Source organism: Roseibium sp. SCP14 (assembly GCF_040329475.1).
Taxonomy (GTDB): domain Bacteria; phylum Pseudomonadota; class Alphaproteobacteria; order Rhizobiales; family Stappiaceae; genus Roseibium.
In genome coordinates this window covers 162,858-188,173 of sequence record NZ_JBDZYH010000003.1, presented here as the reverse complement: position 1 = coordinate 188,173, position 25,316 = coordinate 162,858, and the positions used below count along the sequence as shown (strand labels likewise).

At 53.9% G+C, this 25,316-nt stretch carries 34 protein-coding genes, 1 tRNA gene and 1 riboswitch; of the genes, 8 read left to right on the top strand and 27 right to left on the bottom strand.

Annotated features, from left to right (window positions below):
• Positions 1 to 90: 90 nt before the first annotated feature.
• The 9 genes from ABLQ08_RS13640 to ABLQ08_RS13600 form a co-directional block, all read right to left on the bottom strand.
• A complete protein-coding gene (locus ABLQ08_RS13640; protein ID WP_352943103.1) occupies positions 91 to 474 on the bottom strand; it encodes a cupin domain-containing protein in 384 nt (127 codons plus the stop codon).
• On the bottom strand, positions 471 to 983 hold the full coding sequence (locus ABLQ08_RS13635) for an SET domain-containing protein (protein WP_352943101.1): 513 nt from the start codon (positions 981 to 983) through the stop codon (positions 471 to 473). The genes ABLQ08_RS13640 and ABLQ08_RS13635 overlap by 4 nt, the downstream gene beginning before the upstream one ends.
• Before the next feature lie 44 nt (positions 984 to 1,027).
• Positions 1,028 to 2,200 carry an isovaleryl-CoA dehydrogenase gene (locus ABLQ08_RS13630; protein WP_352943098.1) on the bottom strand — a complete coding sequence of 391 codons (1,173 nt, stop codon included), beginning with the start codon at positions 2,198 to 2,200 and terminating at the stop codon, positions 1,028 to 1,030.
• 27 nt (positions 2,201 to 2,227) lie between these two features.
• Complete coding sequence (locus ABLQ08_RS13625; RefSeq protein ID WP_352943096.1) at positions 2,228 to 2,674, bottom strand: GNAT family N-acetyltransferase; 447 nt, start codon at positions 2,672 to 2,674, stop codon at positions 2,228 to 2,230.
• A 3-nt stretch (positions 2,675 to 2,677) separates the two neighbouring features.
• The gene (locus ABLQ08_RS13620; protein ID WP_352943093.1) at positions 2,678 to 3,121 is read right to left on the bottom strand and encodes a PaaI family thioesterase; all 444 of its coding nucleotides are present in this window, start codon (positions 3,119 to 3,121) and stop codon (positions 2,678 to 2,680) included.
• Positions 3,121 to 3,522: a MerR family transcriptional regulator gene (locus ABLQ08_RS13615; protein WP_352943091.1), complete on the bottom strand. Its 402-nt coding sequence runs from the start codon at positions 3,520 to 3,522 to the stop codon at positions 3,121 to 3,123. Before ABLQ08_RS13615 ends, ABLQ08_RS13620 begins: the two co-directional genes overlap by 1 nt.
• A 90-nt stretch (positions 3,523 to 3,612) precedes the next feature.
• Positions 3,613 to 4,320, bottom strand: coding sequence for a glycoside hydrolase family 25 protein (locus ABLQ08_RS13610; RefSeq protein WP_352943088.1), 708 nt, complete (start codon positions 4,318 to 4,320; stop codon positions 3,613 to 3,615).
• A 55-nt stretch (positions 4,321 to 4,375) separates the two neighbouring features.
• Positions 4,376 to 4,801 (bottom strand): VOC family protein, encoded by a 426-nt coding sequence (locus ABLQ08_RS13605; RefSeq protein ID WP_352943085.1) that lies wholly within the window; start codon positions 4,799 to 4,801, stop codon positions 4,376 to 4,378.
• A 362-nt stretch (positions 4,802 to 5,163) separates the two neighbouring features.
• The gene (locus ABLQ08_RS13600; RefSeq protein WP_352943082.1) at positions 5,164 to 5,589 is read right to left on the bottom strand and encodes an organic hydroperoxide resistance protein; all 426 of its coding nucleotides are present in this window, start codon (positions 5,587 to 5,589) and stop codon (positions 5,164 to 5,166) included.
• A gap of 140 nt (positions 5,590 to 5,729) precedes the next feature.
• Between ABLQ08_RS13600 and ABLQ08_RS13595 the strand changes: the two genes are divergently transcribed.
• The gene (locus ABLQ08_RS13595) at positions 5,730 to 6,458 is read left to right on the top strand and encodes a MarR family winged helix-turn-helix transcriptional regulator (protein ID WP_352943079.1); all 729 of its coding nucleotides are present in this window, start codon (positions 5,730 to 5,732) and stop codon (positions 6,456 to 6,458) included.
• Positions 6,459 to 6,509: 51 nt separating this feature from the next.
• Here the strand turns inward: ABLQ08_RS13595 and ABLQ08_RS13590 are convergent, their stop codons facing one another.
• A complete protein-coding gene (locus tag ABLQ08_RS13590; RefSeq protein ID WP_352943077.1) occupies positions 6,510 to 7,109 on the bottom strand; it encodes a TetR/AcrR family transcriptional regulator in 600 nt (199 codons plus the stop codon).
• Positions 7,110 to 7,155: 46 nt separating this feature from the next.
• Between ABLQ08_RS13590 and ABLQ08_RS13585 the strand changes: the two genes are divergently transcribed.
• Positions 7,156 to 7,599: a DUF1330 domain-containing protein gene (locus tag ABLQ08_RS13585; RefSeq protein WP_352943074.1), complete on the top strand. Its 444-nt coding sequence runs from the start codon at positions 7,156 to 7,158 to the stop codon at positions 7,597 to 7,599.
• Between the two features lie 32 nt (positions 7,600 to 7,631).
• Here ABLQ08_RS13585 and ABLQ08_RS13580 read toward each other — a convergent pair whose 3' ends face one another.
• From ABLQ08_RS13580 to ABLQ08_RS13545, 8 genes are all read right to left on the bottom strand, one after another.
• The gene (locus ABLQ08_RS13580) at positions 7,632 to 7,835 is read right to left on the bottom strand and encodes a hypothetical protein (protein WP_352943071.1); all 204 of its coding nucleotides are present in this window, start codon (positions 7,833 to 7,835) and stop codon (positions 7,632 to 7,634) included.
• Between the two features lie 599 nt (positions 7,836 to 8,434).
• Positions 8,435 to 8,665 (bottom strand): hypothetical protein, encoded by a 231-nt coding sequence (locus ABLQ08_RS13575; protein WP_352943068.1) that lies wholly within the window; start codon positions 8,663 to 8,665, stop codon positions 8,435 to 8,437.
• Positions 8,666 to 8,677: 12 nt separating this feature from the next.
• On the bottom strand, positions 8,678 to 8,878 hold the full coding sequence (locus tag ABLQ08_RS13570; RefSeq protein WP_352943065.1) for a hypothetical protein: 201 nt from the start codon (positions 8,876 to 8,878) through the stop codon (positions 8,678 to 8,680).
• A 516-nt stretch (positions 8,879 to 9,394) separates the two neighbouring features.
• Positions 9,395 to 9,580 (bottom strand): hypothetical protein, encoded by a 186-nt coding sequence (locus tag ABLQ08_RS13565; RefSeq protein WP_352943062.1) that lies wholly within the window; start codon positions 9,578 to 9,580, stop codon positions 9,395 to 9,397.
• 25 nt (positions 9,581 to 9,605) lie between these two features.
• Positions 9,606 to 9,848, bottom strand: a complete 243-nt coding sequence (locus tag ABLQ08_RS13560) for a hypothetical protein (protein ID WP_352943058.1) — start codon at positions 9,846 to 9,848, stop codon at positions 9,606 to 9,608.
• 19 nt (positions 9,849 to 9,867) lie between these two features.
• Entirely contained in the window at positions 9,868 to 10,179 is a 312-nt protein-coding gene (locus tag ABLQ08_RS13555) for a hypothetical protein (protein ID WP_352943056.1), read from the bottom strand.
• 136 nt (positions 10,180 to 10,315) lie between these two features.
• Positions 10,316 to 10,645: a hypothetical protein gene (locus tag ABLQ08_RS13550; RefSeq protein WP_352943052.1), complete on the bottom strand. Its 330-nt coding sequence runs from the start codon at positions 10,643 to 10,645 to the stop codon at positions 10,316 to 10,318.
• Between the two features lie 232 nt (positions 10,646 to 10,877).
• Positions 10,878 to 11,264 carry a hypothetical protein gene (locus tag ABLQ08_RS13545; protein WP_352943049.1) on the bottom strand — a complete coding sequence of 129 codons (387 nt, stop codon included), beginning with the start codon at positions 11,262 to 11,264 and terminating at the stop codon, positions 10,878 to 10,880.
• Between ABLQ08_RS13545 and ABLQ08_RS13540 the strand changes: the two genes are divergently transcribed.
• Positions 11,250 to 11,441 (top strand): hypothetical protein, encoded by a 192-nt coding sequence (locus ABLQ08_RS13540; RefSeq protein WP_352943046.1) that lies wholly within the window; start codon positions 11,250 to 11,252, stop codon positions 11,439 to 11,441. The two genes, ABLQ08_RS13545 and ABLQ08_RS13540, sit on opposite strands and share 15 nt — an antisense overlap.
• Before the next feature lie 75 nt (positions 11,442 to 11,516).
• Here ABLQ08_RS13540 and mgtE read toward each other — a convergent pair whose 3' ends face one another.
• The gene (gene mgtE, locus ABLQ08_RS13535; protein ID WP_352943043.1) at positions 11,517 to 12,932 is read right to left on the bottom strand and encodes a magnesium transporter; all 1,416 of its coding nucleotides are present in this window, start codon (positions 12,930 to 12,932) and stop codon (positions 11,517 to 11,519) included.
• A gap of 188 nt (positions 12,933 to 13,120) precedes the next feature.
• On the bottom strand, positions 13,121 to 13,540 hold the full coding sequence (locus ABLQ08_RS13530; RefSeq protein WP_352943040.1) for a hypothetical protein: 420 nt from the start codon (positions 13,538 to 13,540) through the stop codon (positions 13,121 to 13,123).
• 463 nt (positions 13,541 to 14,003) lie between these two features.
• Here ABLQ08_RS13530 and ABLQ08_RS13525 point away from each other — a divergent pair, with 463 nt between their 5' ends.
• Genes ABLQ08_RS13525 through ABLQ08_RS13510 form a run of 4 tightly spaced genes read left to right on the top strand, consistent with a single transcriptional unit; the run spans position 14,004 to position 19,006 of the window.
• Positions 14,004 to 14,795 (top strand): IclR family transcriptional regulator, encoded by a 792-nt coding sequence (locus ABLQ08_RS13525; RefSeq protein WP_352943038.1) that lies wholly within the window; start codon positions 14,004 to 14,006, stop codon positions 14,793 to 14,795.
• A complete protein-coding gene (locus ABLQ08_RS13520) occupies positions 14,788 to 16,035 on the top strand; it encodes a CaiB/BaiF CoA transferase family protein (RefSeq protein WP_352943036.1) in 1,248 nt (415 codons plus the stop codon). The genes ABLQ08_RS13525 and ABLQ08_RS13520 overlap by 8 nt, the downstream gene beginning before the upstream one ends.
• A 32-nt stretch (positions 16,036 to 16,067) precedes the next feature.
• Positions 16,068 to 17,063, top strand: coding sequence for a TAXI family TRAP transporter solute-binding subunit (locus ABLQ08_RS13515; RefSeq protein ID WP_352943033.1), 996 nt, complete (start codon positions 16,068 to 16,070; stop codon positions 17,061 to 17,063).
• A gap of 23 nt (positions 17,064 to 17,086) precedes the next feature.
• Positions 17,087 to 19,006 (top strand): TRAP transporter permease, encoded by a 1,920-nt coding sequence (locus tag ABLQ08_RS13510; protein WP_352943031.1) that lies wholly within the window; start codon positions 17,087 to 17,089, stop codon positions 19,004 to 19,006.
• A 164-nt stretch (positions 19,007 to 19,170) separates the two neighbouring features.
• On the opposite strand, the gene ABLQ08_RS13505 is transcribed toward ABLQ08_RS13510, so the two are convergent.
• Together ABLQ08_RS13505 and ABLQ08_RS13500 are read right to left on the bottom strand one after the other, a co-directional pair.
• Positions 19,171 to 19,257: transfer RNA gene (locus ABLQ08_RS13505), tRNA-Leu, on the bottom strand.
• 132 nt (positions 19,258 to 19,389) lie between these two features.
• Positions 19,390 to 19,656: a FliM/FliN family flagellar motor switch protein gene (locus ABLQ08_RS13500; protein ID WP_352943028.1), complete on the bottom strand. Its 267-nt coding sequence runs from the start codon at positions 19,654 to 19,656 to the stop codon at positions 19,390 to 19,392.
• A gap of 95 nt (positions 19,657 to 19,751) precedes the next feature.
• On the opposite strand from ABLQ08_RS13500, the gene lipB reads away from it, so the two are divergent.
• Positions 19,752 to 20,459, top strand: a complete 708-nt coding sequence (gene lipB, locus ABLQ08_RS13495; protein WP_352943025.1) for a lipoyl(octanoyl) transferase LipB — start codon at positions 19,752 to 19,754, stop codon at positions 20,457 to 20,459.
• Positions 20,460 to 20,468: 9 nt separating this feature from the next.
• On the opposite strand, the gene ABLQ08_RS13490 is transcribed toward lipB, so the two are convergent.
• The 5 genes from ABLQ08_RS13490 to ABLQ08_RS13470 all read right to left on the bottom strand — a co-directional run bounded on the left by ABLQ08_RS13490 (position 20,469) and on the right by ABLQ08_RS13470 (position 24,992).
• Entirely contained in the window at positions 20,469 to 21,356 is an 888-nt protein-coding gene (locus ABLQ08_RS13490; protein WP_352943023.1) for an NAD-dependent epimerase/dehydratase family protein, read from the bottom strand.
• A 106-nt stretch (positions 21,357 to 21,462) separates the two neighbouring features.
• Positions 21,463 to 22,317, bottom strand: a complete 855-nt coding sequence (locus ABLQ08_RS13485; protein ID WP_352943020.1) for a glycosyltransferase family 8 protein — start codon at positions 22,315 to 22,317, stop codon at positions 21,463 to 21,465.
• A 9-nt stretch (positions 22,318 to 22,326) separates the two neighbouring features.
• The gene (locus tag ABLQ08_RS13480) at positions 22,327 to 23,547 is read right to left on the bottom strand and encodes an NAD-dependent epimerase/dehydratase family protein (RefSeq protein ID WP_352943017.1); all 1,221 of its coding nucleotides are present in this window, start codon (positions 23,545 to 23,547) and stop codon (positions 22,327 to 22,329) included.
• Positions 23,548 to 23,710: 163 nt separating this feature from the next.
• Positions 23,711 to 23,998, bottom strand: a complete 288-nt coding sequence (locus tag ABLQ08_RS13475; RefSeq protein WP_352943014.1) for an acylphosphatase — start codon at positions 23,996 to 23,998, stop codon at positions 23,711 to 23,713.
• 82 nt (positions 23,999 to 24,080) lie between these two features.
• The gene (locus ABLQ08_RS13470) at positions 24,081 to 24,992 is read right to left on the bottom strand and encodes a DMT family transporter (RefSeq protein WP_352943011.1); all 912 of its coding nucleotides are present in this window, start codon (positions 24,990 to 24,992) and stop codon (positions 24,081 to 24,083) included.
• A gap of 80 nt (positions 24,993 to 25,072) precedes the next feature.
• Positions 25,073 to 25,225, bottom strand: a riboswitch (FMN riboswitch).
• Between the last annotated feature and the right edge of the window lie 91 nt (positions 25,226 to 25,316).

Below are 25,316 nucleotides of genomic sequence, written 5' to 3'. Positions count from 1 at the left end.
GTTTCCAGGATGTAATCAGATGTTCGCAGGAGATCCAAGCCCGACGATAAAGGCCGTTCGCAACAAGAAACCTGACTGCCGGCGGTCTCGTCAGACAGTCGGTAGCCAGACGCCCTTCACATATTCGGCTTCATCGTCGCCCGGCCAGGGCGGCATTGAAATGCAAATGAACTTAAGCGAAGCGTCACCATCGCAACGATACTGAAACGCCGTTCCGGCAGGAATATCTATCGAAACACCCGCCTCCAGGTCGACGGTGGTTTCTTTCACACCATCGGAGCGCCAGATCTGCCCCCTTCCCTCAAGAACATGCCAGAATTCGTGAACAGTCTTGTGTCGGGTAGCCCGGTTCACCTGCCCCGGCGGGACAGTCGAATGAATCATGTTCCCGGTCGGACCGTCCATGATGAAACGGATTTCGGCTCCCGCTGGCGACTTGGCGTCGGGGAAGTTCGGTAACACAGTCTGCTTCATGAAATTCTCATCCGGGCATCGATTTTTGTCTGGAGATAGCTGGAGAACCATCCGTCGTATCTTTTCTGCAAATCCGCGATTTGCCAGTCCTTACCCGAAACAGTTTCACGACAGCGCGAAGATCCGCAAGCGCATTCCATCCGCCAATCATCATTGTCACCGGTTGCGTAGTCGAACGTCAGTTCCTCACCTTTGGTGATGTCGCGCATGGCGTGAAAGCAAACCTGTCCCTTTATTCCGACATTCGGCTCACACGAGTGATTGAGATACATCATCGACCCTTCACGCTCCTCAGCTGTAATCGGGCCGATAAACAAGTCATCCTCGATCTGAATTTCGGATGGTCCTAGTGTCCGCGAAAGTTGATCTCTTTTACTTCGATCAAACAAGTGACCGCCTTTCACGACGAGCAGCTCGCCGTTCGCGATATCCGACAAGGCAAACAATCCTTTGCCCTCAATGTCGCTAAGACGTTTTTCAACCTTATCGGAAAACCAGGACCGTACCATATAGCGCCTCGTCCTTATCAAGAGACGAGGCACTATAGCCGATCTCAGGTTGTCTTGTTGAAAATCTCGCGGCCGATCAGCATGCGCCGGATTTCAGACGTACCTGCGCCAATCTCGTAAAGCTTGGCATCGCGAAGCAAACGACCGGTCGGATACTCGTTGATGTAACCGTTGCCGCCGAGCAGCTGGATCGCATCAAGAGCAATCTTGGTTGCGTTTTCCGCCGCATAGAGGATCGCTCCTGCAGCATCTTCACGCGTGGTTTCGCCACGGTCGCACGCCTTGGCAACTGCGTAGACGTAGGACTTGGTGGCGTTCATGGCGACATACATGTCCGCAACCTTGCCCTGAACCAATTGGAAGGTGCCAATCGGCTTGCCGAACTGCTCGCGCTCATGAACGTAAGGGATAACCACATCCATCGCCGCCTGCATGATGCCAATGCAACCGGCCGCCAGAACCGCTCGTTCGTAATCCAATCCGGACATCAGCACGTTGACGCCCTTGCCGACTTCACCCAAGACGTTTTCTTCAGGGACTTCGCAGTTCTGAAAGACCAGTTCACCTGTTTCCGAACCGCGCATGCCGAGCTTGTCCAGTTTTTGGGCAACCGAAAATCCAGGAAAATCTCTTTCGACAAGGAACGCCGTTATCCCCTTCGGACCAGCATCTGGATCGGTCTTGGCGTAGATGATCATGGTATCGGCGGAAGGACCGTTGGTGATCCACATCTTGGAGCCGTTCAGGATGTAGCGGTCGCCTTTTTTCTCAGCCCGCAGCTTCATGGAGACCACGTCGGACCCCGCCCCCGGTTCCGACATTGCAAGCGCACCGAGATGTTCGCCGGTGACGAGCTTTTCCAGATAGCGCTTCTTCTGGTCCTCATTGCCCCAGCGACGCAGCTGGTTGACGCAAAGGTTTGAATGGGCTCCATAGCTCAAGCCGATAGACGCGGATGCCCGGCTGACTTCCTCCATGGCAATGCAGTGTTCCAGGTATCCAAGGCCGGAACCGCCCCACTCCTCTTCCACCGTGATGCCATGAAGACCAAGCTCGCCCATTTCAGGCCAGATCTCGCGCGGGAACCAGTCTTCACGGTCGATCTTCTCCGCCAGCGGCGCGATCCGGTCCTGGCTGTAGGACCGGACGGTGTCGCGCAGCATGTCGGCGGTTTCACCCAGGTCAAAATTGAAACCCGGAAAATCGTTGCGGATCATTATTGCTTCCTCCCAGGGCCCCTGCCGTCAGGGGCGCTCATAGCGAACATAATCACTCAAGACGCCAATACGGTCGTAGAGCAGACGCGCGCGTTCGTTGTCTTGATTGGTGTGCCAGTAGACATTGCCGCTGGCCGTCTGTTCGGCCTCGGCAGCTGCATAGACAGCTTCGATCAGCTTGCGTCCGGCTCCGCCACCGCGGGTATTCGGACAGACGAAAAGATCTTCCAGATAGCAGGTCTTCTTCAAAGACCAGGTGCTGTCATGGAAGAGATAATGGACAAACCCGACAAGCTTGCCACTGTCGACTGCGACAAAAGCCCGGTGAAAGTCTGGCGACAGCAACCTTTGAAACAACTCGTCGGACAAAGATGCCGGCAGGTCCTGCTCGTAAAACTCCAGGTAGCTTTGCCAAAGCGCATGCCAGGCAGGTTCATCCGAAATCTGCAAGGGACGAATCGTGACGTCTGACATTCCTCAGTCCTTCACTCCGGAGACGCTCATGAGTGTGAAAAGGCCCGTGGCGACATGGACCCGATCACCATCATCGAGCCCGTAGACATCAGCCTTCGCAATCGTCAGCGTGCGCCCTGGTTTCACCACACGCCCCCTGGCCAGCAGAACCGGCTGTTTTGCAGGATTGAGCAGGTTGATCTTGTATTCGCTGGTCAGAACCCCGAAGCCTGATGCAAACAGCGTCAGAGCTGCGTAACCGGCCGCGCTATCTGCGATCGACGAAGTCGCTCCGGCATGAAAGAAACCGTGCTGCTGGGTAAGGTCGTCGCGCATCCGCAATTCCAGATCAACGCCTCCCGGAGCAAGATGCACCATCTCCGCCCCCAGATGTTTCATGAAATTCTGGGCACCGAAACTGGACCTGACACGGGTCTCCCAATTCGGATCTCTCGGAGACAGTTCCATTACACTTCCTCCGATTTCACATGGGACTGAATTTCTGTCATGCGCGCTTTCGCACCTGCTTCCACTTCTTCAAGTTCCAGCAGCGTCAATTCGATATCCCGCTGCTTTTCCAACAACTCTTCGCGGCGGGCAGCGATCTTGTCCAGCAGCAGCCGCAGCTGCCCGGTTTCGCCCGGCGCTTTTCCATACATCTCGATCAGTTCCTTGACTTCGTTCAGGGAAAAACCAAGACGTTTGCCGCGCAGGATAAGCTTGATACGGGTACGATCACCTGGTGTGTAAAGTCGCTGACGCCCTCTTCTATGAGGCGTCACCAGCCCCTGCGCCTCATAAAACCGCAAGGTGCGCGTGGTGATGTCGAATTCCTGTGTCAGCTGGGTAATCGTAAAATAGCGTTGCATGCCCATTCCTTTTCACGGGCACAGTTCCGTCTTTTTACGTTAAAGTCAATACAGTGATTTTATTCCTTTATTTTCAATATTTTACCAAGATCAATCGAGATCATTCAATGTCATACCATTTGCGAGAACGTTCAAATCAACATTCCCGGCCACGCCTTTGACGGTGCCACGATCCTGATATTGCCAGAGAGACCAGTTTTTCACATAGGAAGGAGAATGCCAGATCGAGCGCGCCCAGAACCGGCGGTTCAATCCCTGCCCTTTCAAATAGGTGAGATAGAAGTCCTCTGGCACGTAGAAAATGACCTGTTTGCCACGTTCGCGTTCCACCAAACCGGCAAAGTCACTGATTTCCTGCAGCAACTCCTGCACTGATGGCCGACGCGCACAATTGCCTAGAAACTCGAGATCGAGCGCTGGCGCGAGCATTCCAGGATCTTCAGGCAGAACGCTCAGAAAGTTCTCCGCCTGCTCTAGCCCCGGCTTGCAAAGGCTGAAGTAGTGGTAAGCGCCGCGGCGGATCCCGGCAGCTCCCGCACCGGCCCAGTTTAGCGCGAAAGCACCATCCTTGAAATCCCCGCCTTCACTGGCCTTCATATAGGCAAAGGCCACATCATCGCGGGCGACCTGCCCCCAGTCGATTTCACCAAGATGATGCGAAACATCAATCCCGCGGATTGGAAAATCTTGTCGGTCAGGTTCCCAATTCATGAAAAAAAAGGCCGCTCCCGCAATCGATATGACACCACCAACGACAACGTAGAACAAAGTCCGCAATGCTGCCTGCAAGAAATTCATTCAACTACCCAAAACAACCACAAGTGGCTTCAAGGTGACGGAAAGTTCTTAAGATTCACGATAGAAAGTTGGGCCAAAGGGGAGCTGCCGCCAGTTCAAGAACATTTCCATCAGGGTCATTGAAGTAAAGGCTCGTACCTCCAGCCGACCACCTGACTTCGCTAATGATCGCAATCCCTCGTTCGGCAAGAAAATCGCGCCAGGGCTGCAGCTGGTCTCTTGAGATACGGAACGCAAAATGCCCGTGGCCCGATGTATCATGCCCGGGAACGTTTCCCCCGGATGTGACAACATCTTCACCACAATATCCGCGGTGAAAGACAAGCAGCGTCTGGGCTGGTCCGCAGTCGTAGGCATAGAGCCTATCCCCTTCAACCATCCGCTTCAGTCCGAGTATCTCGGAATAAAATGCATGAGCTTTTTCCATGTCATCGACATAAACCGCCGTTTCCAGAACACCGCCGATTGTCGGCCTGGACATTTTCTCCACCTCTCCCTCTTTCACTTGCCTGCAAAATTGCCGCCTCGACTAACCGATCAAATCGTAAGCCTGACACCTCTTTCCCTCAGAACTTCGGCGGTGCTGTCAAACCTTTGCCGCCGGGAGAAATTATGTCTCAGCGGCTGGACATTTCATTCGCTTTCCGCCCCTCTCCGGACAACTCGTGAACTTTGGCACATTCAGAACCGAACTTGAAACTGAGTTCTGTCTCTGCCGGAAAGTGGAACAGTTTGCCGCCAACACCCGACCGGATTTCGCGCTCTCAGCAGGCTGAAAGAAAGAGCGCCCTGCAAAGGCAGCGCGCTCTCAAATTCAACGAGATCAAAAAAGAACGAGGAAACTCAGTTCACGGTCAGTTTGACGTCGATGTTATTGCGGGTGGCATTGGAATACGGGCAGACCTGATGCGCCTTGGCGACAAGATCTTCCGCGACTGACCTGTCCAATCCGGGCAGAGAGATCTCCAGTGCCACTTCCAGACCAAACCCGCCTTCCGAGCGCGGTCCGATACCGACGGTTGATGTGATCGAGGTATCCGCCGGAACGGCAATGTTCTCCTGCCCGCCGACGAACTTCAACGCACCGATGAAACAGGCAGCATAGCCGGCCGCAAACAGCTCCTCGGGATTGTTCCCGTCCCCGCCGGCGCCACCAAGCTCCTTTGGCGTGGTAAGCTTCACATTGAAGGAACCGCTCAGGGTTTCCGCGTTTCCGTCGCGCCCGCCAGTCGCCTTGGCCCTTGTTTCATAAAGCACATCAACAGCCATCGTTTCACTCCTTCTCGTTTGCCAACAGATAGATACCACCCAAAGTTATATCGCGCACGATATTAATTACACACATATACCTGCACCCAAACAACGTCAACAGGTTGCGACCATATCGTGCACGATTTATAAGATGCCGGATGAACGAGACGACAAATCAGATGTCTCTCCTGGACGCGATTGGATTGACCGCGCCCGAAGAGACGAAAAAGAACAAAAAAGAAGCTTCGGCAGAAGAGCAAACCCCTGCGGAAAAGCCGAAGAAAAAGAAATCCGCCAAGGCAAAGGCGAAAGCCGAGAGCAAGCCTGAGCCTGCCCAGGCGGATGCCGAAACACCGGAACAGGCGAGCGAAATCGCGCCCGCTTCTGCCGCCGATGATCAGAAGGATTTTGACGGAAGTGCCGAAGAGATTGTCGCGGCGCCAGCGTCGGAAGATCCGCTGACGCTCGACAAGTTCCTGTGCTTTGCGCTCTATTCTGCCAATCACGCGATGCATGGGGTCTACAAATCCCTTCTGAAGGAAGTCGGCCTTACCTATCCGCAGTTCCTGGCACTGAACGTGCTCTGGGAAACAAACAATGTCCCGGTTGGCGCAATAACGTCAAAACTGCAGCTCGACACCAATACCCTGACCCCACTTCTCAAACGCCTGGAAGTCATGGGGCTGGTGACGCGCACCCGGAACACCAAGGACGAACGTCAGGTCATTTTGAAACTGACCCGCAAGGGACGAGCGCTTCAGAAGAAAACCGAACATTTCAGCAGCTGCATTCTGTCCTCTACCGGCCTCAGCATGGAGGATGTCATGGATCTTCAAACGAAGATCATGAAACTCAGAGACAATTTGCGGGATACCGGCACCGCCTGATGCATTCGCTTGCAGCCGGCACTATTTGAACGAACAGGAAGGTCGGTTGATCTACCGGCCTTCCTGACCAAGCAACGTCTGACAGCTTGTCCTTTTCAGAGTTGCCAGGGCCTCATTTACCGGCCATCTGCAGTCGACGGTCAGCAGTCCCCAGATTTGAACGCTAAACGACGCCCAGAGAAATTCCGACGCAGCTTCTGCAGTCCATTTTTCGTGCAGCGCCCTGTCTTTTTCCAATGAACGTGTCAGCACGAGAAGCCATTCCCTCAGCTCGCTCATGCGATCTTCCCAGGCCTCCGATGCCGCCTCATCGGTTGTCCTCAATCGGATAAGGTCTGTCGCGACAGGAAATATCTCCTGCACGAAACTGATCCAGACATCGATCGTTGCCTGAAGACGGAGTTCCGGGTTCGCCTCCTCAAAGGCAGCAAACAGACGTGCCTTGATCTCAAGTCTTTCATCGGCCCTTCGCACAAGCGCAAGAAGCAATCCACCCCGAGACCCAAAGTGGTCATAAACGGACTGTCGGCTGATACCAGCGGCCTTGCCGATTTCAGCCAATGAAACTTCTGCCCCCCTCTCGACAATAAGACTCCAAGCGCAATCCAGAATTTCCTTGCGTGTTCTTTGTAATTTTCCAGAACTTGACATATGTAAAGTTTCTCATAATTTGACACGTGTAAAGCTACGGAGATTCATGATGGACGTCAACAAACAGGTTACTCGATACACCGACTGGTACGGCGACGGCGCAACTGGTGAGAGCCCTACTTCACAACAGTGGCAGAACATCCTCGGACGCCCCGACGACAAACCGGTTACGCTCATAAACTTCTTCAAACTGAGGGAAGTTGCGGACTACGGTGATGGCGAAAGCGATCTGACCGGAGAAGAAGCTTTCGCAAAATATGCAGAGGTCAGCATCCCGACGATGGAACGGGTTGGTGGACGATTTCTGTTCGTCGGTCCGCATCAGGGCTCATTCCTTGGAAACGACGAAGACTGGGACCTTATCGCAATTGGAACCTACCCCGATCTGAACGCGTTCAAGGAGCTCTATGCCGACGAAGAATATCGGAAGGTCTTCCATCACCGCTCCGCCGCCTGCGCAGATCAGAAAGTGATTGTTTGCGGAGAATGAGCAAACTGGCCGCGGCTGAAGAACTGCGGCCCCTATCTTTCAGCTTCTGTTTTTTGACGTCGTCTTTTCTCGCTAGCTGCGCCGAATAGAAGTTTGAACATGTCCAGAACAAAGGCCAGCACCAACCCGGAAACAGCCAGGAAGAAATGCCCGCCGTCATGTGCGTAATAAGCCCACACAGCACCCAAAATTAGTAGCGGCATTCCAATAGCAAGGTCTTTTACTGATGTTTTCATAGTTCACTGTGGGTGTCTGTTAGGTGATCTCGAACCCAACAGCCAAGTTCTGTTTCAAGATCACGGCTCCCTATGAGTCATGGTTACTTTTCGTCTTGGACCGTTTCACACAATAATCAGAGGTAAATTTAACCAACAACATTACAAGCATCATCAACAACGCTATTAGGCCTCTATAGAAGTTTTTTTCATCTTCCCCGATAAACGAAAAACAAACGACCGCCACCACAAGAAATAGACAAATAGCAATACCTCTGTAACCTAAACGCATTTGAGATACGCTCCTTAAGAGTCACAATTGATTTTCAAAGTTTCTTGAAATTGCTTGTTGCCGGCCGCTCAGCTTCTCCGCCCTACATTTAAGCAACCTTCGAGCATAGCTAACTCCAATAAATGTTATACTTACCAATAGATAAGATAATAGATATCGAAAAGGACGATGTTAGCAGTAAAACATCAAAAGAGATGAAGAAAAACTTATGAAGTCGTCTCTCCTCCTTCCCCTTTTTGCGACGAAGAAAGAAAGAAAACGCTACATCAAAAAAGGAAAATTTGTGGAAATGCGGCATTAGCGCTCCTTTTGAAACAAGGAAATATTTCTACTGAGTGTTCCCTGCGACCACAGTCGTTTTGCTCTCGAGCAAAACCGCATTTGTCGAAGCCTTCAGGCGCTCTATCGCGTCCTCTAGAGAACCGCCGCCTGCGCAAATAGAACGAGCTGCCGCATCAATAAGAAACTCGGTACAAGCTAACTGATTGTCTTCAAACTCATGCTTAGCAATGGCGTAGAGACCGTCCACTGCCCCCTCATAGGTGTCACCAAGTAACATCAAACTAGCTCCCTATGTGTGACGCTTCGAATGGAGCGCCCGACTAATCTCAGCAAGTACACCGAGAACGATACCGTAGAAAAACAATTCGATACTCTGATCAATCGCATTTCCGGTTCCTTTCGGGAAGTATCTCGTCAACTCCTCATTTGTCAGGTCGCTAGAGGCAAGGGAAAACGCAAGAGCACCATAAAGAACAGCTACAACGGTCATTCCCCAAGCCAAGACGTATGCAACTCTTGTAAATTTCAATCTTTCAGCTCCTTATGAGTCACTGTTGATCACTACTCATCTTTATGGAGAAGTCTCGACACCAATGCGACCAGAATGATTAGGCCGTAGAAAAACAACCCAATCGCCATCTTAGTTAAATACTTGGAGTCAGGTCCAAATATTTCTGCCAATACATAGAACAACAAAGCGACGACAAACACGATAATCTCGGCCTTCGTAAGCTTCAATTTTTGCATCTTACCCGACCAAAAGAATGAACTCGCTTCGGAAAATTTGCACAGGGCACTCCTCAATTGCTCAACGAAAAAACCTAAACTTAACCTGGGCCAGCAACACACTTCCCAAGAACACCCCAACACTCGCCCACCAATCAAAAGGTTCAGGCAGGATGCGATAGACCAAGGCAGATAAAAAAATCCCGATGACAACATAGAAGAAGAAGGAAGCAAGTCTATCGAATTTCGGATCCATCTCGCCCCTTTCGCTCCTTATAAGTCATGGATGTTTGAGAATTTTTGCCAAAGCGAGTAGCCACAACGAAAAGACGATTAATGAGCCGAAATAATTCCCGTAAGGTTCTGCAATGAAGATAACGGCAAGGCAATAAAAGACCGCAGATGCAAAGAGAATTATGCCGACCCAGAAAGCAACTGTTAGCTCCTTTTGGTCTTTCTCATCCACTTCTAGAGCTCCCTATGAGTCACAGTTAAAAATTCGGTAGAGCAAGCGCTATGCCTTGGCAAAGAGCAGCAAACCCAGCGAATATCGCAGCCCACGCGCTACGCACACTTTGCCTCTTCACTGCATCTTCCAGTTCATCCATATTCCCACCCCAGGGAACGCCGGTAAATTTGTGAACAGGCACTTTTGCAGACCAAAACCAAAAGATTGCTGCCAAAAAGGCGAAGACAACCGCACCGTAGTTTAGATACTGCACCCAGTCTTCCAATGTCTCGGTTCCTTATGAGTCACATTCTTTTTAGTGGCTTGTCCGAAAGAAGCGCCCAAACATCTTCATCACTCTCAGACCCTCGCGCGCCAAGCTCAATGAGTAGCCTGGTGGTCTCTCTCGGTTCCGCACCTATAATCCCGCACAGAGTGGTCAACTTTCGCCATTCAGCGTCTGCTGGCATGTTCTCAAGTGCAGACCTTAACAGCACCTTTCGCTTGTCATCGAGTGCCCTTTGGTCTTTTTTCTTGTGCTCTTCCAGCAATACATTGAACCAAAATTGAAGGACTGCACCGACTGCTACGCCGGCAATTCCGAGTAAAAAACTCATCTTTCACCCCAAACTATAGAGTGGAAATCCACCTCCAAAAAATTGCCATCGCTGGCCAAGAAAACAATCCAGCGATGCAAGCAACAAGCAATGAGAACGTTCACCATAAGACTAAATTCTCAACTATCTAGGTGCTTCAGCGTCCATTCATGAATAACCCCTCCAGCTTTGCTACAGCTTCTTGAATTCGGTCAAAGATCGCTGGATCGTATGTTTCTCTTTCTTTCATTAACTCTGCCGCCTGCCGCGCCTCCGCCAGACTAAGAACAAACTCAACAAGAAAGTCATCAGCGCGCAATTTCACTACGAAGTCTCGGTTATCGCCTACTTTTTTTTCAACCAAAATCTCTGGAAACCCGTTGAACGGAAGGTGATTTACTCGCAAATCATGCAGAATTGCTTCCGCAACTGCGCCGCCTATTTCACTGAGTGCTATCCTTACTTTCCCAAAAACATATACTGTCATCTTATTGCGCCTTACTCTCTCTTCATCTTTCCAGCATTCTGAAGCTCTCCTTGAAGCTGACCCGCCCACCCGCGCCTTCTGCAATATTCTTCACCAACGCGGGCTGCTTCCTCACGCGTATTTTCGCGCAATTTCAATGGCTCTTGCCTTCCTCGAAAGGTAACTATCACTCGAGAATTCTGCGCGTCGTGCTGAATCGACATACCTTCTTCATAAGCCATTCCGCCCCCCCTTACTTCTTCTTCGGCTTTCCAGCCGCCCTACCCGATGGTCCCAGCTTGAATTTGCTCATTAAGTGCTTGACCCACCCCATGGACTCCAGCACTGCAAACGCATCCGCGTTGGTTGCGTATTGGGTACTTGTCCAGATTAGGCGAGCTTTTTCAATCTCAGCGGGTGTTTTTTCTTTCTGCGGCCTGTCGATACCACCGGTAACAGCCTTATTGCCTGCCAGCTGGTCATAAGCATCCAGCACCATATCCAGCAGGTTATCGCCTTCTGAGCAGTGACGGTTAGAGGAAACCTCGATTTCCTTGCACTTGGTTTCGCGCAGTTTCTTGACCCGGCTTCGGAGAGTTGTGCGGGGCGTTGGACCGCCCGGCAGATGACCGAGAAACATGACGCAATGCTGGTTCGCGATGTTGCTGGTTGCGTTCAACGAGTAGCGGCAACGCTTGCATCAGTTCCGTTGGCCACAGCCTATCAGGTTGATCCTGAAACACGCGACATTGAAGCCTTTCGGGAGAGAGCTTTCGGACACGCTGAAATGCTCGAGCGAGAAGCCAGAAACATTTGAAATGCGGTGGACCAGCACTATCGCGCAAACCCGTAATCGGAAAGGCCCATCTGCAATCCGCAAGACCAAGCTCGATTAAAGCGGCAAGCCGAACCAGAGGGCCGCAATCCCCAGAAACGCAAAGAACCCGACGACATCGGTCACCGTTGTCACAAAAACGCTGGAGGCAATGGCGGGGTCTACATTGAGCCGGTCAAGCGCGAGAGGAATCAGCAGGCCTGACAGGCCCGCAAAAAGCATGTTGATGATGATTGCACCCGCAATCACGATGCCGAGCCCCGGGCTGGCGAACCAGAGCCAGGCCGTCAGGCCGATCAATATGGCAAGCGCAACGCCGTTGAGCGCACTGACCAGAACCTCCCTGTTCAGGACCCGCACCATATTACGGGCGGTCAGCTCCTGGGTCGCGATACCGCGCACCGCCACTGTCATCGTCTGGGTTCCGGCATTGCCGCCCATGGACGCCACAATCGGCATCAACACGGCAAGCGCGACCATGGCCTCGATCGTGTCCTCGAAGAGGGCAATCACGACAGAAGCCAGTATCGCCGTTCCCAGATTGACCACAAGCCATGCCAGGCGGGAGCGGGCAATCGTCACCACACTGTCGGAAATCTCTTCGTCGCCAACACCGGCAAGCGCGCGCAGGTCTTCTTCAGCTTCCTCCTGGATAACGTCGACGATGTCATCGACTGTCAGGACGCCCACAAGTCGCTCGTTTTCATCGACCACAGCGGCAGAAACAAGGTTGTATCGCTCGAAGCGGCGGGCAACCTCTTCCTGGTCTTCCGTCGCCAGTACCGCTTGCCGGGTTTCTTCCATGATGGAAGTGACCTTTTCCGCTCTTTTGGTGCGCAGAATCTTGTCCAGGTGAACCGACCCGAGCAGCCTGAAAGTCGGGTCGACAACATAGATCTCGTAAAAACTGTCCGGCAGGTCTCTGGCTTCACGCATGTAGTCGATCGTCTGTCCGACGGTCCAGAAAGGTGCCACCGCGATGAACTCGCTCTGCATGCGCCGGCCGGCACTTTCCTCCGGATAATCAAGCGCCTTTTGTAGCTGAGCCCGGTCGGCATAAGGCAGCTCTTCAAGAATGGCCGCCTGATCGTCTTCATCCAGATCCTCCAGAATGTAGACGGCATCGTCGGAATCCAGATCCTCAAGACCTTCCGCGATGACTTCATTCGGCAGGTCTTCAAGAACCTGCAAACGTACCGCCTCATCGGTTTCGGTCAGTGCGGTATAGTCGAAATCATCGCCGAGCAGCCGGATGAAGTCGGCGCGCTCCTCGGCACTGAGTGTCTCTAGAAGGTCACCGGTATCGGCTTCATGAAGATCGCCGGCAAGCGCCCGCAGTCCGTACTGGTCCTGCGCTTGAAGGGCCGCCTCCACGGCCGCGATGAATTCTGGATTGAGCCGGTCTTCTTCGTCGCGTACGGGAATAGAAGGTTCTTCGGAGGCGATCACATCAAGCTTGGCTGCTTCGCTCATCCGGCGCCTCCCTCTCCAGACCTGGACTGCTTCCGGTAGCGCTCTACCGGCATTCCCCGACCAGAACTAACGTTTGCAGGGCAAAAGCGCCACCGGAAAAGGGAAACAAGTCCACAAGCTTAGGCACGCTTGGCTGTTTTTTTGAAACGAAACCCGACACTTGGCGCCTTAAAAGCGCCAAGGACGGGTCAGAAACCCGAACAGCCCTTGTCTCTCGCCGTCTGTCTCAACTGACCGAGGTAATCACGCGCCTTGCGCGGCAAAATGCTCTCGTCTGCCGATATGCAGCGTTCAGCCCGGCTGAATGCCCGCCGCGCCCGCTCCGTCTTCAGACAGACCCGCCCTTCGGCCAGGATTTCCTGCTCCACGTACCAGAGTTGCTGACAAGTCATCCCCCTGAAGTTCGCCGGATTGGTCGAGAGAGATTGAGCTGAGGCCACTCCGGAAAAATGGACGATAGACACAGCCAGCAAGATGAGCAGTTGGAACGGCATCTCTCGAAGATCCCGCCAGGCCGATTTTTCCTGTGTCGATCCGCTCTTTGGCCAGGACCCGAAATTTGTGAATGACGAAGCACGGCCAACACGTTTCGAAAACAGGTGCGTCATGAATTAGAACCTCATCTGGCGGTACTCAGAAGGGAGCGCCATTTCACGCTTTCCCACGTATGGCAGATTCGGCAATTTCCCATGCCGGTCCTTTTCAAATCTAACCTCTCATGACTCCAGTAAAGTGAATCCTGGCGCGATGAGAGCTTATCAAACCATCTTCCGGTAATTCAGAAACCGCTGGAGCCGATGACAAGCGCTGCACCAGACTGTTTGCGTTGCCGCCCTCACAGCCCTCGGTTTATTTTCCAAACAAGCACAGCGTTGATTTCGTAGGCATTTCAAACCGGTTTCCCTGCCCCGATTGGGTCAGGACCTCTAAGATATTGAAAGTAAAATCTAAAAACCACTCCCTCGACCGACTGGTTGACAAGTAATCCCGTTTCTGCTTTTCATTATTTCAAATAATGCAATTCTATTTCACTATATGAAATACTCTGTTTTAACCGGTAGGGAGGCTGGTTTGAAAGACAAGAAAGAAGAGCAAAGCGGTACTTTGCAGACGGTGTCGCGTGCTGTGGCAGTGCTGAGGTGTTTCGACGAAGGAGAGAGATCACTGACGCTTGCTGAGCTGACGGCTCGCACGGGATTGAACAAGGTTACGACCTTCCGGCTTGCCGAAACACTTTTCGCCGAAGGCCTGCTCAACAAGGATGCGCGCACGGGCATCTATTCGATTTCGTACGGACTGATTTCGATGGCGCGAGCGCTGCTTGATCCTTCGGGCCTGATCTCCCGTGCCCAACCGATCATTCAGGCAGCGCGCGAGGCCACCGGCGAAACCGTCGACATCAATCTGCGCGAAGGACGTGAAGCCGTGGTCGTGAGCGAGATTCACTCACCTCAGCCCGTTCGATACACACTCGGTCAGGGTTTTCGTGCAGACCTGCGTGTGGGTGCTGCAGGTTGGGCAATCCTGTCACAACTTCCCGAACAGGAAACTGAAAACATTCTGGCTGCCCCGGGCATTCGCCTGGCCGATGGCGGGGACTTGTCGCCCGTGTTCATCCGATCTGGTCTGGAAAAGGCCCGCGCGGAAGGATTTGCGACCACCGAAGGTCAGCGCGTTCCCGATGCTGCCGGCTACGCGGCGGCTTTCCGAGGCCCCAACGGTACGGTTATGGGGTCAATTGCCATCATCATGCCGTCCAGTCGCAACCGCAAACCGGAACGAAAAGAGTTGTTCGCGGAAACTGTTCGCAGATCGGCTGACGAGTTGAGCAACATCTTGGGATCGGAGCAATCCGTTGCTTAACAAAATGCAGCCCCAACCGGGGCAACAGAACAGCGCGGATCAGGCAACCGGTCCGCTGCGCGGTCTCAAGGTTCTGGACATTGCAACCATCATTGCAGGACCGTTGGCTGGTGGCCTGCTCGCTGATTTCGGCGCTGACGTATTGAAAGTCGAAATGCCCGGCGATGGCGACGGATTGCGGGCACTTCGGCCACACAAGAACGGCGTCTCGCTGTGGGCCAAGGTCATCAACCGCAACAAGAAGGGAATTACCCTTGATCTGCGCACGCCGGAAGGCGTCGAGATCGTCAAAAACCTGGTTCAGGAATGCGATGTTCTCATTGAAAATTTCCGTCCGGGCACCATCGAGAAATGGGGGATCGGACCGGAAGATCTGTGGGCAGTCAATCCGAAGCTGACGATCCTTCGGGTAAGCGCTTTTGGCCAAGAGGGTCCATATGCAAATCGCCCCGGCTTCGCGCGCGTTGCCGACGCCATGTCAGGTTTCCTGTCGCTGTGTGGACAGGCTGACAGCGCACCAATGCATCCGGGCTACCCGATCGCAGACTCGGTTACTGGTCTGTTTGGTGCTCTCGGAATTCTGATGGCACTTCTGGAGCGGCAGACAAACCCGGACGCAAAGGGCCAGGTCGTTTCCGTTTCGCTGTTTGAATCGATGTTCCGCATTCTCGACTTTTTGCCGATTGAATACGACCAGTTGGGCGAGGTCCGGCAACGGACCGGCAATCGCAACCCGTATGCTGCTCCCGGCAATTGCTACCAGGCACGCGATGATCAGTGGTGCACGGTCGCAGCCAGCACTCAGACCCTGTTCGAACGGCTTGCATCCGCAATAGGTCGTGAGGACCTTATCATCGATCCACGCTTCCAGACCAATGTTTCGCGTCTGCAACATGCCGACCAGTTGGACGAGATTATCGGTGACTGGTTCGCTCAGCGAAGCGCGGAGGAAGCCTGCAGTGAACTGGAGGCTTTCAGTGTGACCGCTGCCAAGGTCCGAACCATCGATGAGCTTTTCACTGACCCGCAGGTGATTGCCAACCAGATGATCGTAGGTCTGGAGGACGACGAACTGGGATCGGTGCGCATGCAGGGCGTCACCCCGAACTTCTCGCGCACCCCCGGGTCCGTTCACTCGCCCGGCCCCGCTCTCGGTGCGGATAACAACACCATATATGCCGGCCGCCTTGGCCTGAGCGACGCAGAAATCACAACCCTGCGGAACAAGCAGGTGATCTGACGCATAACAATACCAATGGGAGGATTGGCAACATGAAAAGAATGCTGGCAACGCTCGGAATAATAACGACAGCAACCCTTGTTCCCGTGTCCGGACAGGCGACCGACAAGACCCAAATCTCGCTGATCACCGGCCCGTTTGGCACCGGTTCCTATGTTCTTGGCAATGCGGTCGAACAAATCGTCGCCAAACACTCAGACAAGGTGCAGGTCACCTCATCGGAAACACCGGGACTGGTTTACAACGCCAAGCAGCTGAACAAAGATCCGGACATGAAGAAAAACACCTTCATGGCCTTCACAACCGGGATCAACTATCTGGCAACCAGCGGCCAGAAACCTTTCGATAACAAGCTGCCGGACGTCAAGCTGATCGGCAACTACCTGCTCGGTTCGGTTTGGCTTGCCACCTTCGATCCTGAAATAAAAAGTGCCGCCGACCTTGAGGGCAAGACGATCGCTCTCGGCCGCCCGCCGCAGATCCTGTGGACCATTGAGCCCATGCACATCATTCGTGATGGATGGCAGATGGAAGACAAGATCACCATCGAGCGCCTGGGTACCAAGGACGCTGCACAGGCACTGCTCAACGGCTCCGTGGATGCGGCGATTGTCGGTGGATATGCAGACCCATTGACCGGCGAGTTCAAACCAAGCCCTCAAACGGTGGAACTGCTGGCTGCTGGCAAAAAGCTCTACCACATTCCGTGGGGCAAGGATGCCGTACAGGCCGTCATCGACAAAGGCATTGCCATGAATCACCTGTCCGTTCCGGCCGGATCCGTTGAGGGCGTAGATCGCGACCTTGAGGCATTCTTCGACGCAATCGCATGGGTGTCCTATCCCGAACTCGACGATGACGCTGCTTATGAAGTCACCCGGACACTGATCGACAATGTCGGCCAGTTCGGAGACTATCACGCGCTCGGAAAACTGATGTCGGCCAAGTCCCTCGCCTATGGCTGGGATCCCGAGAACATCCATCCTGGTGCCCTGCGGGCCTATCGAGAAGCCGGAATCGTAGAATAAGCGCACCGGAGGGAGGCCGGATGATGTCCGCAGACACAGCAAATGCAACGGGCGATAGCCTGCGCGGTCTCGCCCGCCGCGCCTTGATGATCCTCGGACTTTGCATGGTGCTCTACCACTTGATCAGCGCGCAGTTCCTGCTGATCGGGAGCATCGAGAACCAGAACATCCATCTGGCCTTCATCTTCTCAATGGTGTTTCTGTCGGCGATGGCAGCAAGCCCGACGCGGCTACGCTTCGTAATCAACGGCATGTTGCTTGCTGCCGGTCTCGCCGTCACGGCCTATGTCGGCTTCAATCTGAACCATCTGGAAGAACTATACGGATTTCCCGGGCCTATGGACGTTTTTGTCGGCGTCGTCATCGTTCTTTTGGCCCTGGAAGGAACCCGCCTCGCCTGGGGGTGGACCCTGCCGATCGTTGCCGCGGTATTCGTTGCCTACTTTCTGTTGGGGCATCTGATTCCAGGACCGCTTTTCCACCGCTCCTTCAGCTTCGACTATGTGATCTCTTACCTGTCCATCGGCCTGTCAGGTGTTTACGGGAACTTTCTGTCCATCTCCGCCAATCAGATCTTTCTGTTTGTGGTGTTCGGCGCCCTGCTCAGCGTCATGAACGTTACGGATGCTCTCAACGAGATCGGAAAACTGGCCGGCGCACGGCTGAGGGGTGGCCCAGGCCAGACGGCGGTGATTTCAAGCTCGCTGGTCGGCATGGTTTCGGGAGCTTCTGTTGCCAACGTGGCAATAACTGGCGCGTTTACAATTCCCTATATGAAACGCGTCGGATATTCAGGAGCACTCGCGGGAGGCATTGAGGCAACCGCGTCGACAGGTGGTCAGTTGATGCCACCTGTAATGGGAGCCGCTGCATTCCTTATGGCCTTTTTTGTCGGCGTGCCATACGCGGACATCATGTTGGCGGGCATTCTTCCGGCAATCCTGTTCTATCTCGGTATCATGGCGGCCGTGCAATATGTTTCTGTTGCTGAGGACATTGAGCCTCCCCGTGAAGCTGCCGATCTTGGATTGATTTTGCGCGGTCTGCCGCTTTTCATCATTCCGGTCGGGATCATTACCGTTCTTCTTCTCTTGCGCATGAGCCCGGCCGTGGCGGCCTTTTGGGCAATCCTGGCGGCTTTTGTACTCAGTTTCTTCAGGTCCGGCCCAAAGCCAACCGTGAACGAATTTCTGGAAGCTTTGACCAACGGCGCAGCGGTCGGCGCAAAAATCGGCATTTCGCTATGCGTGGTCGGGCTCATTTCGCAGACACTGATCACAACTGGCCTCGGCGCCAAGATTGCCGGCCTGGTCGAGCTGTTGAGTGCAGGAAACATGCTCATGGGTCTGGTGATCACGATGATCGTATCGATCATCCTTGGTTGCGGCGTGCCACCCGTGGCTGCCTATAGCCTCGTTGCCATCGTTGCTGTACCCACGTTGATCAAGATGGGCGTTCCGGTGATTTCCGCGCACTTCTTCTGCTTCTATTTCGCCATTCTGTCCGCGGTCACGCCCCCAGTCGCCCTGGGCGCACTGGCCGCATCGGCAATTTCCGGTGCCAACTATTTCGCGACCTCGCTGAAAGCCTTCAAGCTTTCCATCGCGGGCTTCATCATCCCCTACCTGATCGTCTTCAATCCGCTGCTCAACCTGCGTTCGGAAAATGCAATGACCACCGTCCTTTCCTTGATCGCCATACCGGTGGCCCTGCTCACAATGACGATGTTGATCTACGGGGTCCAAAAGATCTGGTTGACCGCGATGGAGAGACTTTTCGCCCTGGTCGCCTGCGTATCCATGTTTGGATACGCAACATTCGGCCACGATCACTGGGGCATTGCCGGTATCGCACTGTTCGGCGTTGGTTTCACCGGTTTTGTGGCTCTTCTCGTCAGCCAGCATGTCAGGGCAAAGGCACCGGTCAAGAATGTAACGGCTTGAACTGAACAGTTGGAAGACGCTCCGAAAGGCTGAAATCGAGGCATTTGCATCGTGAAACAGCCAATCGCACCGTTCACCGGGTCTCCAACAAACGTCGTACTTGAGTGCAGACGCAAAAAAACCGGCGCAAGGCCGGTTTTTTTAATACCAATCTCCGGAGAGAATGGTGCGGTCGAGAAGACTCGAACTTCCACGGGTTTTACCCCACAGCGACCTCAACGCTGCGCGTCTACCAATTCCGCCACGACCGCTTATTCGATTGTTTTCGGCGCCTCTCAGCGTCGAGGCGCCCCATGTAGCAAAAGGAATTTGGGGGCGCAAGTACTGAATTGGCAATAATTCACAGGCATGCAAAATTTCTTTTGAAAGCAGCTCATTATCGCTCAGAGCGGACCGTCGGTCCGCATGGGCCTGATCTCCGGTGCACGCATCAAAACTTCCGTAATGGAAATGCCGATCCGTTCGCCCAGCAACACCACCTGCCCTCTGGCAACGAGCGTGTTGTTCGCATAAATCTTCACGTCGTCATCCTCGTTGACGTCGAGGTCGATGACTGCACCGCGGCCCATGCGCAGAAGCTGATGGACCGGCATTTCGGACTCACCGAGAACGACGGAAATATCGACTTTGATTTCATCAAAGGTGGTCATCGGACGCTTGGTTCCTTAAATAGGCGATACCCGCCAGCGCTTAACCATACCACGGCCCGGCAAGCCAGCTCAAAAAACAAAGAACTGTCATCCACATGTCACCTGACGAAAGAGACAACCTATCCGTCAATTTCCTGCCGAAACCGGGCACAGCACCCGTCGAATGGAAAATATCCGACGAACTCGTTGACTATGAGGTCGCCCTGGCCGCGATGGACGAACGCGTGCAGAGAATCATTGCCGGTGAAGCGCGCGAGCAAGTTTGGCTGCTGGAACACCCCCCCATCTACACCGCAGGAAAACGAGCTGACGACAGCGATCTGGTCGCTCCAGACCGTTTTCCCGTCTATCGGACAGGCCGCGGCGGCCAGCACACCTATCATGGCCCGGGCCAAAGGGTTGCCTATGTAATGCTGGACCTGAGGCGGCGGCATCAGGATGTGCGCGCCTTTGTGTCCGCGCTCGAAGCCTGGCTGATCAATTCGCTCTGGCACTACCACATTCGCGGCGAACGCCGGGAGGACCGGGTTGGTGTCTGGGTTCGGCGCCCGGAGAAAGGCACGAATGTGGAAGACAAGATTGCAGCCATCGGCATTCGGTTGCGCAAATGGGTGACGTTTCACGGCATAAGTTTCAACGTCGAACCCGAACTGGAGCATTTTTCCGGCATCGTTCCATGCGGCATTACCGAACATGGCGTCACGAGCCTCGTGGATCTTGGCATCCCCGTCACGATGGCTGAGAGCGATTCGGTCTTGCGCGGCGAGTTTGAAAAGATCTTTGGCCCAGTCGAAGCTGCCTAGAAGCAGCAATCAGTCCTGATTGCCTGCCTCGGCGACACAACTTTTCTCAAGAAAGGACTGCAACCGTGCGCTACCGCCCGGTTGCCAACCCAGCACTTTCAGCTTGCCTGCATCCATGACGCCCAAGGGACCAGGTGCCCGCGCCGGCAAATCCACCGATATGTTTCTCACGCGCGCATAGCTTTTAAGAAGGTCCTGCCGGTCGAGAAGAAGGTCGGACACGTTGAAAACTTCAAAACTGTTCCCTTGGGAGGTGTTTCGGTTCAACACCTTCAAAACGGCATCGGCCAGATCTTCTCCGTGGACTTCGGTTCCAAGGCGCGGAGCAATATCCTCACCATTTTCCAAACGGATGAACAAATCACTCCATTTGTGTTCACTCAGGCCGGGAGGGCAGCCGTAGACCCCGGTTGCACGAAGGACACTACCGGAAAACGCCTCATCGCAGAGCGACTTGAGGGCTTCTTCCCCGGCAAGTTTCACTTGCCCATAAAGGGAATCCGACTGCGTCTCCGAGTTCTCGTTCAAGACAGCCCAATTCCCGGTATCCGTATAGACGGCGCGGCTTGAGAGAAACACGCAGTGCCGTACACCTGCCCGCTTCGCGGCCTCGAACAAACGCTGCGTTCCTTCGGCATTGGCCTGGATGAACCCATGAGGGTCGTCTCCCTCACCACCGCGATATTTTCCGGGTTCATGCTGAAACGCACAGTGGACGAGTATGTCAGCTTCCGGCAACTCCGGAGGTGCTTCCGACAGGTCAAACCGGCAAAATCCGGTCCTGCAGCCTTCCACGGGCCGTCGTCCCAGCGCAGTCACTTTGTGACCGTCATCCAGCATCCGTCTGGTGATGAAACGACCGACAACGCCGTTGGCACCGGTAATAAGTAAATGCATCAGAAAGTCCCGGAAAGACGCTCACACATGTTCGCTTTCAAAACCGCATCCCAAAGGGCGCGAGTCGGAGTTCTTATACTCCAACAGCATGCGGCAAACGAAGGGCTTACGGATTTCCAGATCCAGGATCTGCAAGTTGCGACACGTTTTCCGGCATCCCCTCACCAGTTGCGTAGGCCCGCCAGAGATCGATCAGCGGGCGAACAAGACCCGCTTTTTCGTGATTTTCCTGCCAGGGCTTTTCATACTGAAAATGCAGAATGTGAATGTCGCTCCAGCGCCAGAGGTCTGGCAGATTGAACCAGACATATTGCAGCATGTTGTAGAAAACCGGCAGGCCGTGCCAGTCCGGAAAATAGGTTTCAAGGAAGGTCTGGTCCGTGCGACGCCAAAAAACTTCCGGCTGATCCAACTTTTGCAGCATGTCCCTGAAAGTCGCATCGCTCGGTTCGGCTGTGAACACGCCGCTGTTGAGCCTGTGAAAATCAGCGCCGCTCTCATAGACATTCGGCGCTCCACAGAATTGGGGATAAGCAAACAGCTTGTCGCAGTTCTTCAGGACAAGTGCATCCGCATCGATGAAAACGACCTTCTCATACTCCGTCAGCTGCCAGAGGCGCAGCTTGACGAAGTTGTCCAGCGGCGTGTGAAACACCGGTTTGCCACCTTTCGTGAAAGGCGCTGCCCTGTGAAGCCGTCCCCGTTCATGCCGTTCGTTGAACGCCTCGGAAGTCGGCAGCCTCTCACACCGTCCCAACCGGGGTTCAAACTCGCGCAAGGTCTCAATGTCTGCCGGATTGACACCTGGCGTATAAAGCACGACCAGGTCCGCTTCTGTTGAAGTCCGGCGTAGCGACCGTAATAGAGCGGTCGCCCCGAGAACATAATCCCCGTTGGTGACCAGGGTTACGTAGGCGTTTTTGCTGGCCGGAGCTCGGTCGAACTCGGGAACATCAACCATCTGGCGTCCTCAGGAAACCGACTTGAGACGTGGATGTTCCGGATCGTGTTCGATTTCTTCGGCAATTTCTTTTGTCCAGGCTGAAGCCGCGGGAACCCGGCTTCGATCGACACGGTAGGCAAATGTTTTCGCCACGTCGACAACCTCACTCAACAGACCGTCCGCAAGTGTAATCGGATTAAGCCCGAGTTCAAGGAATTGCTTGTTTTCAACCACCAGGTCGTTTTCGGGTGCTTCCTTACGCGGGTTCGGCAAGTAGGCGACCTTTGCACAGGTCAGGCGGGAAATCAGTTCCGCCAGATCCCTCACCCGGTGGGTTTCGGTCATTTGGTTGAACACCTTTACCCGGTCACCCTTTTGCGGCGGATTGCTCAACGCAATTTCAATGCAGCGCACCGAATCCTGGATGTGGATAAAGGCTCTGGTTTGTCCTCCAGTGCCGTGAACGGTCAGCGGATAGTCGATGGCAGCCTGGATGAGGAAGCGATTCAGAACCGTTCCATAATCGCCATCATAGTCGAACCTGTTGATCAGCTGTTTGTGGCGCAGCGTCTGTTCAGTATGTGTGCCCCAGACAATCCCCTGGTGGAGGTCCGTGATCCGCAGTGCATCATTCTTGGCATAGAACTGGAACAGAAGCTGATCCAGACACTTGGTCATGTGATAGATCGAGCCAGGATTTGCCGGATAGAGGATTTCCTGATTGACCTTCTCACCGGACAGCGTCTCGACATCCACGCCAAGATATCCCTCAGGGATGGCAGCGCCAACACTGGAGTAGCCGTAAACACCCATCGTACCCAGATGGACCAGATGAGCATCCAGATCCAGCTCCACCATCGCATTCAGGAGATGGTGAGTAGCATTGACGTTGTTGTTGACCGTATAATTCTTGTGCCCGTCCGACTTCATTGAATAAGGCGCGGCACGCTGTTCGGCAAAATGAATGATCGCGTCCGGACGGTTCTCTGACAACCAGGCCTTGAGCACTTCGTACTCATCGGCAATGTCGATCAGGTGAAACTGGATGGTCTTCCCGGTTTCCTGTTTCCAGATGCGCACACGCTCTTGAATGGAATCCATCGGTGTGAGTGATTGCACCCCCAGTTCGGCATCGATCCAGCGGCGGCTCAAATTGTCGATGATATGAACTTCATGCCCCTGGTCGGACAAGTGCAGGGAAGTTGGCCAACCAACAAAACCGTCTCCACCGAGAATCGCAATCTTCACGAGAAATCTCCTAGGGTTACTCAACACGGGACTTGGCAACACTGATCGTGTGACTCAAAGTCCCGATTGTTCCATGCGAGAAATCAGATCATTGCGATATTTCAATAACAACTCAACATTGAATTTCGTAATTGATATACAATGGGCAATTGACAGCGACCGGCTAGACCGTATCGCGAATGGCAAATACGCCATTTTCCGGGTCTACCGGATCGAGATCCTTGATGGTGGTGACCCGTGCAAAGGAAGGTCCTTGCCACAACACATCGAGCATATCAACGACCGTATCCGAAGGGCCGAAGAACACGGCCTCAACGGCTCCGGATCTTCGATTTCGAACCCATCCGGATAAATTGCGCGCTTCTGCCTCTTCAGCGCACCAAACCCTGTAACCCACTCCTTGCACCCGGCCTTCAATCAGAACATGAACGTTCAAGGGATCGGCGGTCATTGGGCCCTCCAATCAACAAAACAGGAGAATCATAAATCAAGACCGCCGAATCCGGAAATTTTCCGCATTTGAGGCGTTATTCTCACACTTCTCCTGCTGCCGTTTGTCGTGCGGCGCGCTTCTGTTCGTCCAGCATGACAAGAAGAGAGGCCCCCACAATCACCAGGGCTCCGGGCCAGAATGCTCCTGACGGTGCAAAACCGAAAGCGAGAAAGCCGACCGCAATGTTCAGGGGCAGTTTCAGGTGATCGAACGGCTGAACAAATGCTGCATCCGCTTTCTGATAGGCCAGCGTCAGCAGATAGTTGGCGACAACAGTCAGAACACCTGCCCCCACCAACAACCAGAGTGCAGCTCCGGACGGTAGAATTTCCCCATCGCCCAGAGCCAGAAGAGCGTTGACCGGCGTCAACAGCAACAAAAGGTATAGCGTTATGGTGTCTGCCTGTTCCGTTTTGGTCAATTTCTTGGTGACCAGCGACGTCCCTGCCCAGAACGCGGCTGCTCCAATCGGCAGCAGCGCGCTCCAGTTGAAGGCTTCCGTCCACGGTTGAAGGATCACCATCCCGCCAGAAAATCCTGCAAGGGTCGCCAGCCAGCGAACCATGCCGACATGCTCGCCAAAAAACAGCTTCGCCCCAATGATGACGAAGAATGGAGAAGTCATCACCAGGGCAATTGCCTGCCAGATCTCGACGCGGGCAAGACCGGCGACCCAAAGCTGAATGCCGACAACGGCAAACGCACCGCGAAGAAGGTGCCAGCCGATTTGTCTTGTCTTCAAGGCCATTCGGCCTCTGCGCAACACCCACGGCAATGCCACAAGCAGGCCAAGTGCATATTGCCAGAACGCCGCCGACGTGGATGGCACACCAAGCTGCATGGTCGACGCCTGCAACGCTCCATTGACCAGCGCAAATGACGCGCCAGCGCCAACCATCGCCAGAGCAGCAAGCAGCGGTTTTTGGGTGAATGTTGCCGAAAGTTCCGTCATATCTCAGGTCCGTTCCAGTTCTTCTTCCAGAACAGCCCCAAAAGACACGCGCCCGTTGACCCTCATTTCAGAGCCCGCAGCCAAGTTCTCTATCATCCGGACTGTAACCGTCGGCTCCGGCATCTCACCGGATCTGCTGACCCCTGGCGTTCCAAATCGTGCCAAGGCGCTCGCGGGCTCCAAGTTTCCCTGATACCGCCGGTGGGGACTTCCACCCCGCCCCGAGAACTGTTCTCTATCCCGTTATTTAACTTCGATTTTTCGCAATGACAATGACAGCCGCATCAATTTTTCAGTATCACTGAAATATTCCCGACTTGAGAT

What these genes read in the sequence shown, in the direction of transcription:
- ABLQ08_RS13550 (WP_352943052.1), bottom strand. Translation starts at nt 10,645, where the DNA reads ATGACAGTATATGTTTTTGGGAAAGTAAGGATAGCACTCAGTGAAATA.
- ABLQ08_RS13600 (WP_352943082.1), bottom strand. Translation starts at nt 5,589, where the DNA reads ATGGCTGTTGATGTGCTTTATGAAACAAGGGCCAAGGCGACTGGCGGG.
- ABLQ08_RS13585 (WP_352943074.1), top strand. Translation starts at nt 7,156, where the DNA reads ATGATGGACGTCAACAAACAGGTTACTCGATACACCGACTGGTACGGC.
- ABLQ08_RS13605 (WP_352943085.1), bottom strand. Translation starts at nt 4,801, where the DNA reads ATGTCCAGGCCGACAATCGGCGGTGTTCTGGAAACGGCGGTTTATGTC.
- ABLQ08_RS13555 (WP_352943056.1), bottom strand. Translation starts at nt 10,179, where the DNA reads ATGAGTTTTTTACTCGGAATTGCCGGCGTAGCAGTCGGTGCAGTCCTT.
- ABLQ08_RS13610 (WP_352943088.1), bottom strand. Translation starts at nt 4,320, where the DNA reads ATGAATTTCTTGCAGGCAGCATTGCGGACTTTGTTCTACGTTGTCGTT.
- ABLQ08_RS13515 (WP_352943033.1), top strand. Translation starts at nt 16,068, where the DNA reads ATGAAAAGAATGCTGGCAACGCTCGGAATAATAACGACAGCAACCCTT.
- ABLQ08_RS13540 (WP_352943046.1), top strand. Translation starts at nt 11,250, where the DNA reads ATGACCGAGAAACATGACGCAATGCTGGTTCGCGATGTTGCTGGTTGC.
- ABLQ08_RS13635 (WP_352943101.1), bottom strand. Translation starts at nt 983, where the DNA reads ATGGTACGGTCCTGGTTTTCCGATAAGGTTGAAAAACGTCTTAGCGAC.
- mgtE (WP_352943043.1), bottom strand. Translation starts at nt 12,932, where the DNA reads ATGAGCGAAGCAGCCAAGCTTGATGTGATCGCCTCCGAAGAACCTTCT.
- ABLQ08_RS13640 (WP_352943103.1), bottom strand. Translation starts at nt 474, where the DNA reads ATGAAGCAGACTGTGTTACCGAACTTCCCCGACGCCAAGTCGCCAGCG.
- ABLQ08_RS13590 (WP_352943077.1), bottom strand. Translation starts at nt 7,109, where the DNA reads ATGTCAAGTTCTGGAAAATTACAAAGAACACGCAAGGAAATTCTGGAT.
- ABLQ08_RS13570 (WP_352943065.1), bottom strand. Translation starts at nt 8,878, where the DNA reads ATGACCGTTGTAGCTGTTCTTTATGGTGCTCTTGCGTTTTCCCTTGCC.
- lipB (WP_352943025.1), top strand. Translation starts at nt 19,752, where the DNA reads ATGTCACCTGACGAAAGAGACAACCTATCCGTCAATTTCCTGCCGAAA.
- ABLQ08_RS13575 (WP_352943068.1), bottom strand. Translation starts at nt 8,665, where the DNA reads ATGTTACTTGGTGACACCTATGAGGGGGCAGTGGACGGTCTCTACGCC.
- ABLQ08_RS13470 (WP_352943011.1), bottom strand. Translation starts at nt 24,992, where the DNA reads ATGACGGAACTTTCGGCAACATTCACCCAAAAACCGCTGCTTGCTGCT.
- ABLQ08_RS13580 (WP_352943071.1), bottom strand. Translation starts at nt 7,835, where the DNA reads ATGAAAACATCAGTAAAAGACCTTGCTATTGGAATGCCGCTACTAATT.
- ABLQ08_RS13545 (WP_352943049.1), bottom strand. Translation starts at nt 11,264, where the DNA reads ATGTTTCTCGGTCATCTGCCGGGCGGTCCAACGCCCCGCACAACTCTC.
- ABLQ08_RS13595 (WP_352943079.1), top strand. Translation starts at nt 5,730, where the DNA reads ATGAACGAGACGACAAATCAGATGTCTCTCCTGGACGCGATTGGATTG.
- ABLQ08_RS13485 (WP_352943020.1), bottom strand. Translation starts at nt 22,317, where the DNA reads ATGGTTGATGTTCCCGAGTTCGACCGAGCTCCGGCCAGCAAAAACGCC.
- ABLQ08_RS13630 (WP_352943098.1), bottom strand. Translation starts at nt 2,200, where the DNA reads ATGATCCGCAACGATTTTCCGGGTTTCAATTTTGACCTGGGTGAAACC.
- ABLQ08_RS13500 (WP_352943028.1), bottom strand. Translation starts at nt 19,656, where the DNA reads ATGACCACCTTTGATGAAATCAAAGTCGATATTTCCGTCGTTCTCGGT.
- ABLQ08_RS13530 (WP_352943040.1), bottom strand. Translation starts at nt 13,540, where the DNA reads ATGACGCACCTGTTTTCGAAACGTGTTGGCCGTGCTTCGTCATTCACA.
- ABLQ08_RS13510 (WP_352943031.1), top strand. Translation starts at nt 17,087, where the DNA reads ATGTCCGCAGACACAGCAAATGCAACGGGCGATAGCCTGCGCGGTCTC.
- ABLQ08_RS13490 (WP_352943023.1), bottom strand. Translation starts at nt 21,356, where the DNA reads ATGCATTTACTTATTACCGGTGCCAACGGCGTTGTCGGTCGTTTCATC.
- ABLQ08_RS13625 (WP_352943096.1), bottom strand. Translation starts at nt 2,674, where the DNA reads ATGTCAGACGTCACGATTCGTCCCTTGCAGATTTCGGATGAACCTGCC.
- ABLQ08_RS13475 (WP_352943014.1), bottom strand. Translation starts at nt 23,998, where the DNA reads ATGACCGCCGATCCCTTGAACGTTCATGTTCTGATTGAAGGCCGGGTG.
- ABLQ08_RS13620 (WP_352943093.1), bottom strand. Translation starts at nt 3,121, where the DNA reads ATGGAACTGTCTCCGAGAGATCCGAATTGGGAGACCCGTGTCAGGTCC.
- ABLQ08_RS13615 (WP_352943091.1), bottom strand. Translation starts at nt 3,522, where the DNA reads ATGCAACGCTATTTTACGATTACCCAGCTGACACAGGAATTCGACATC.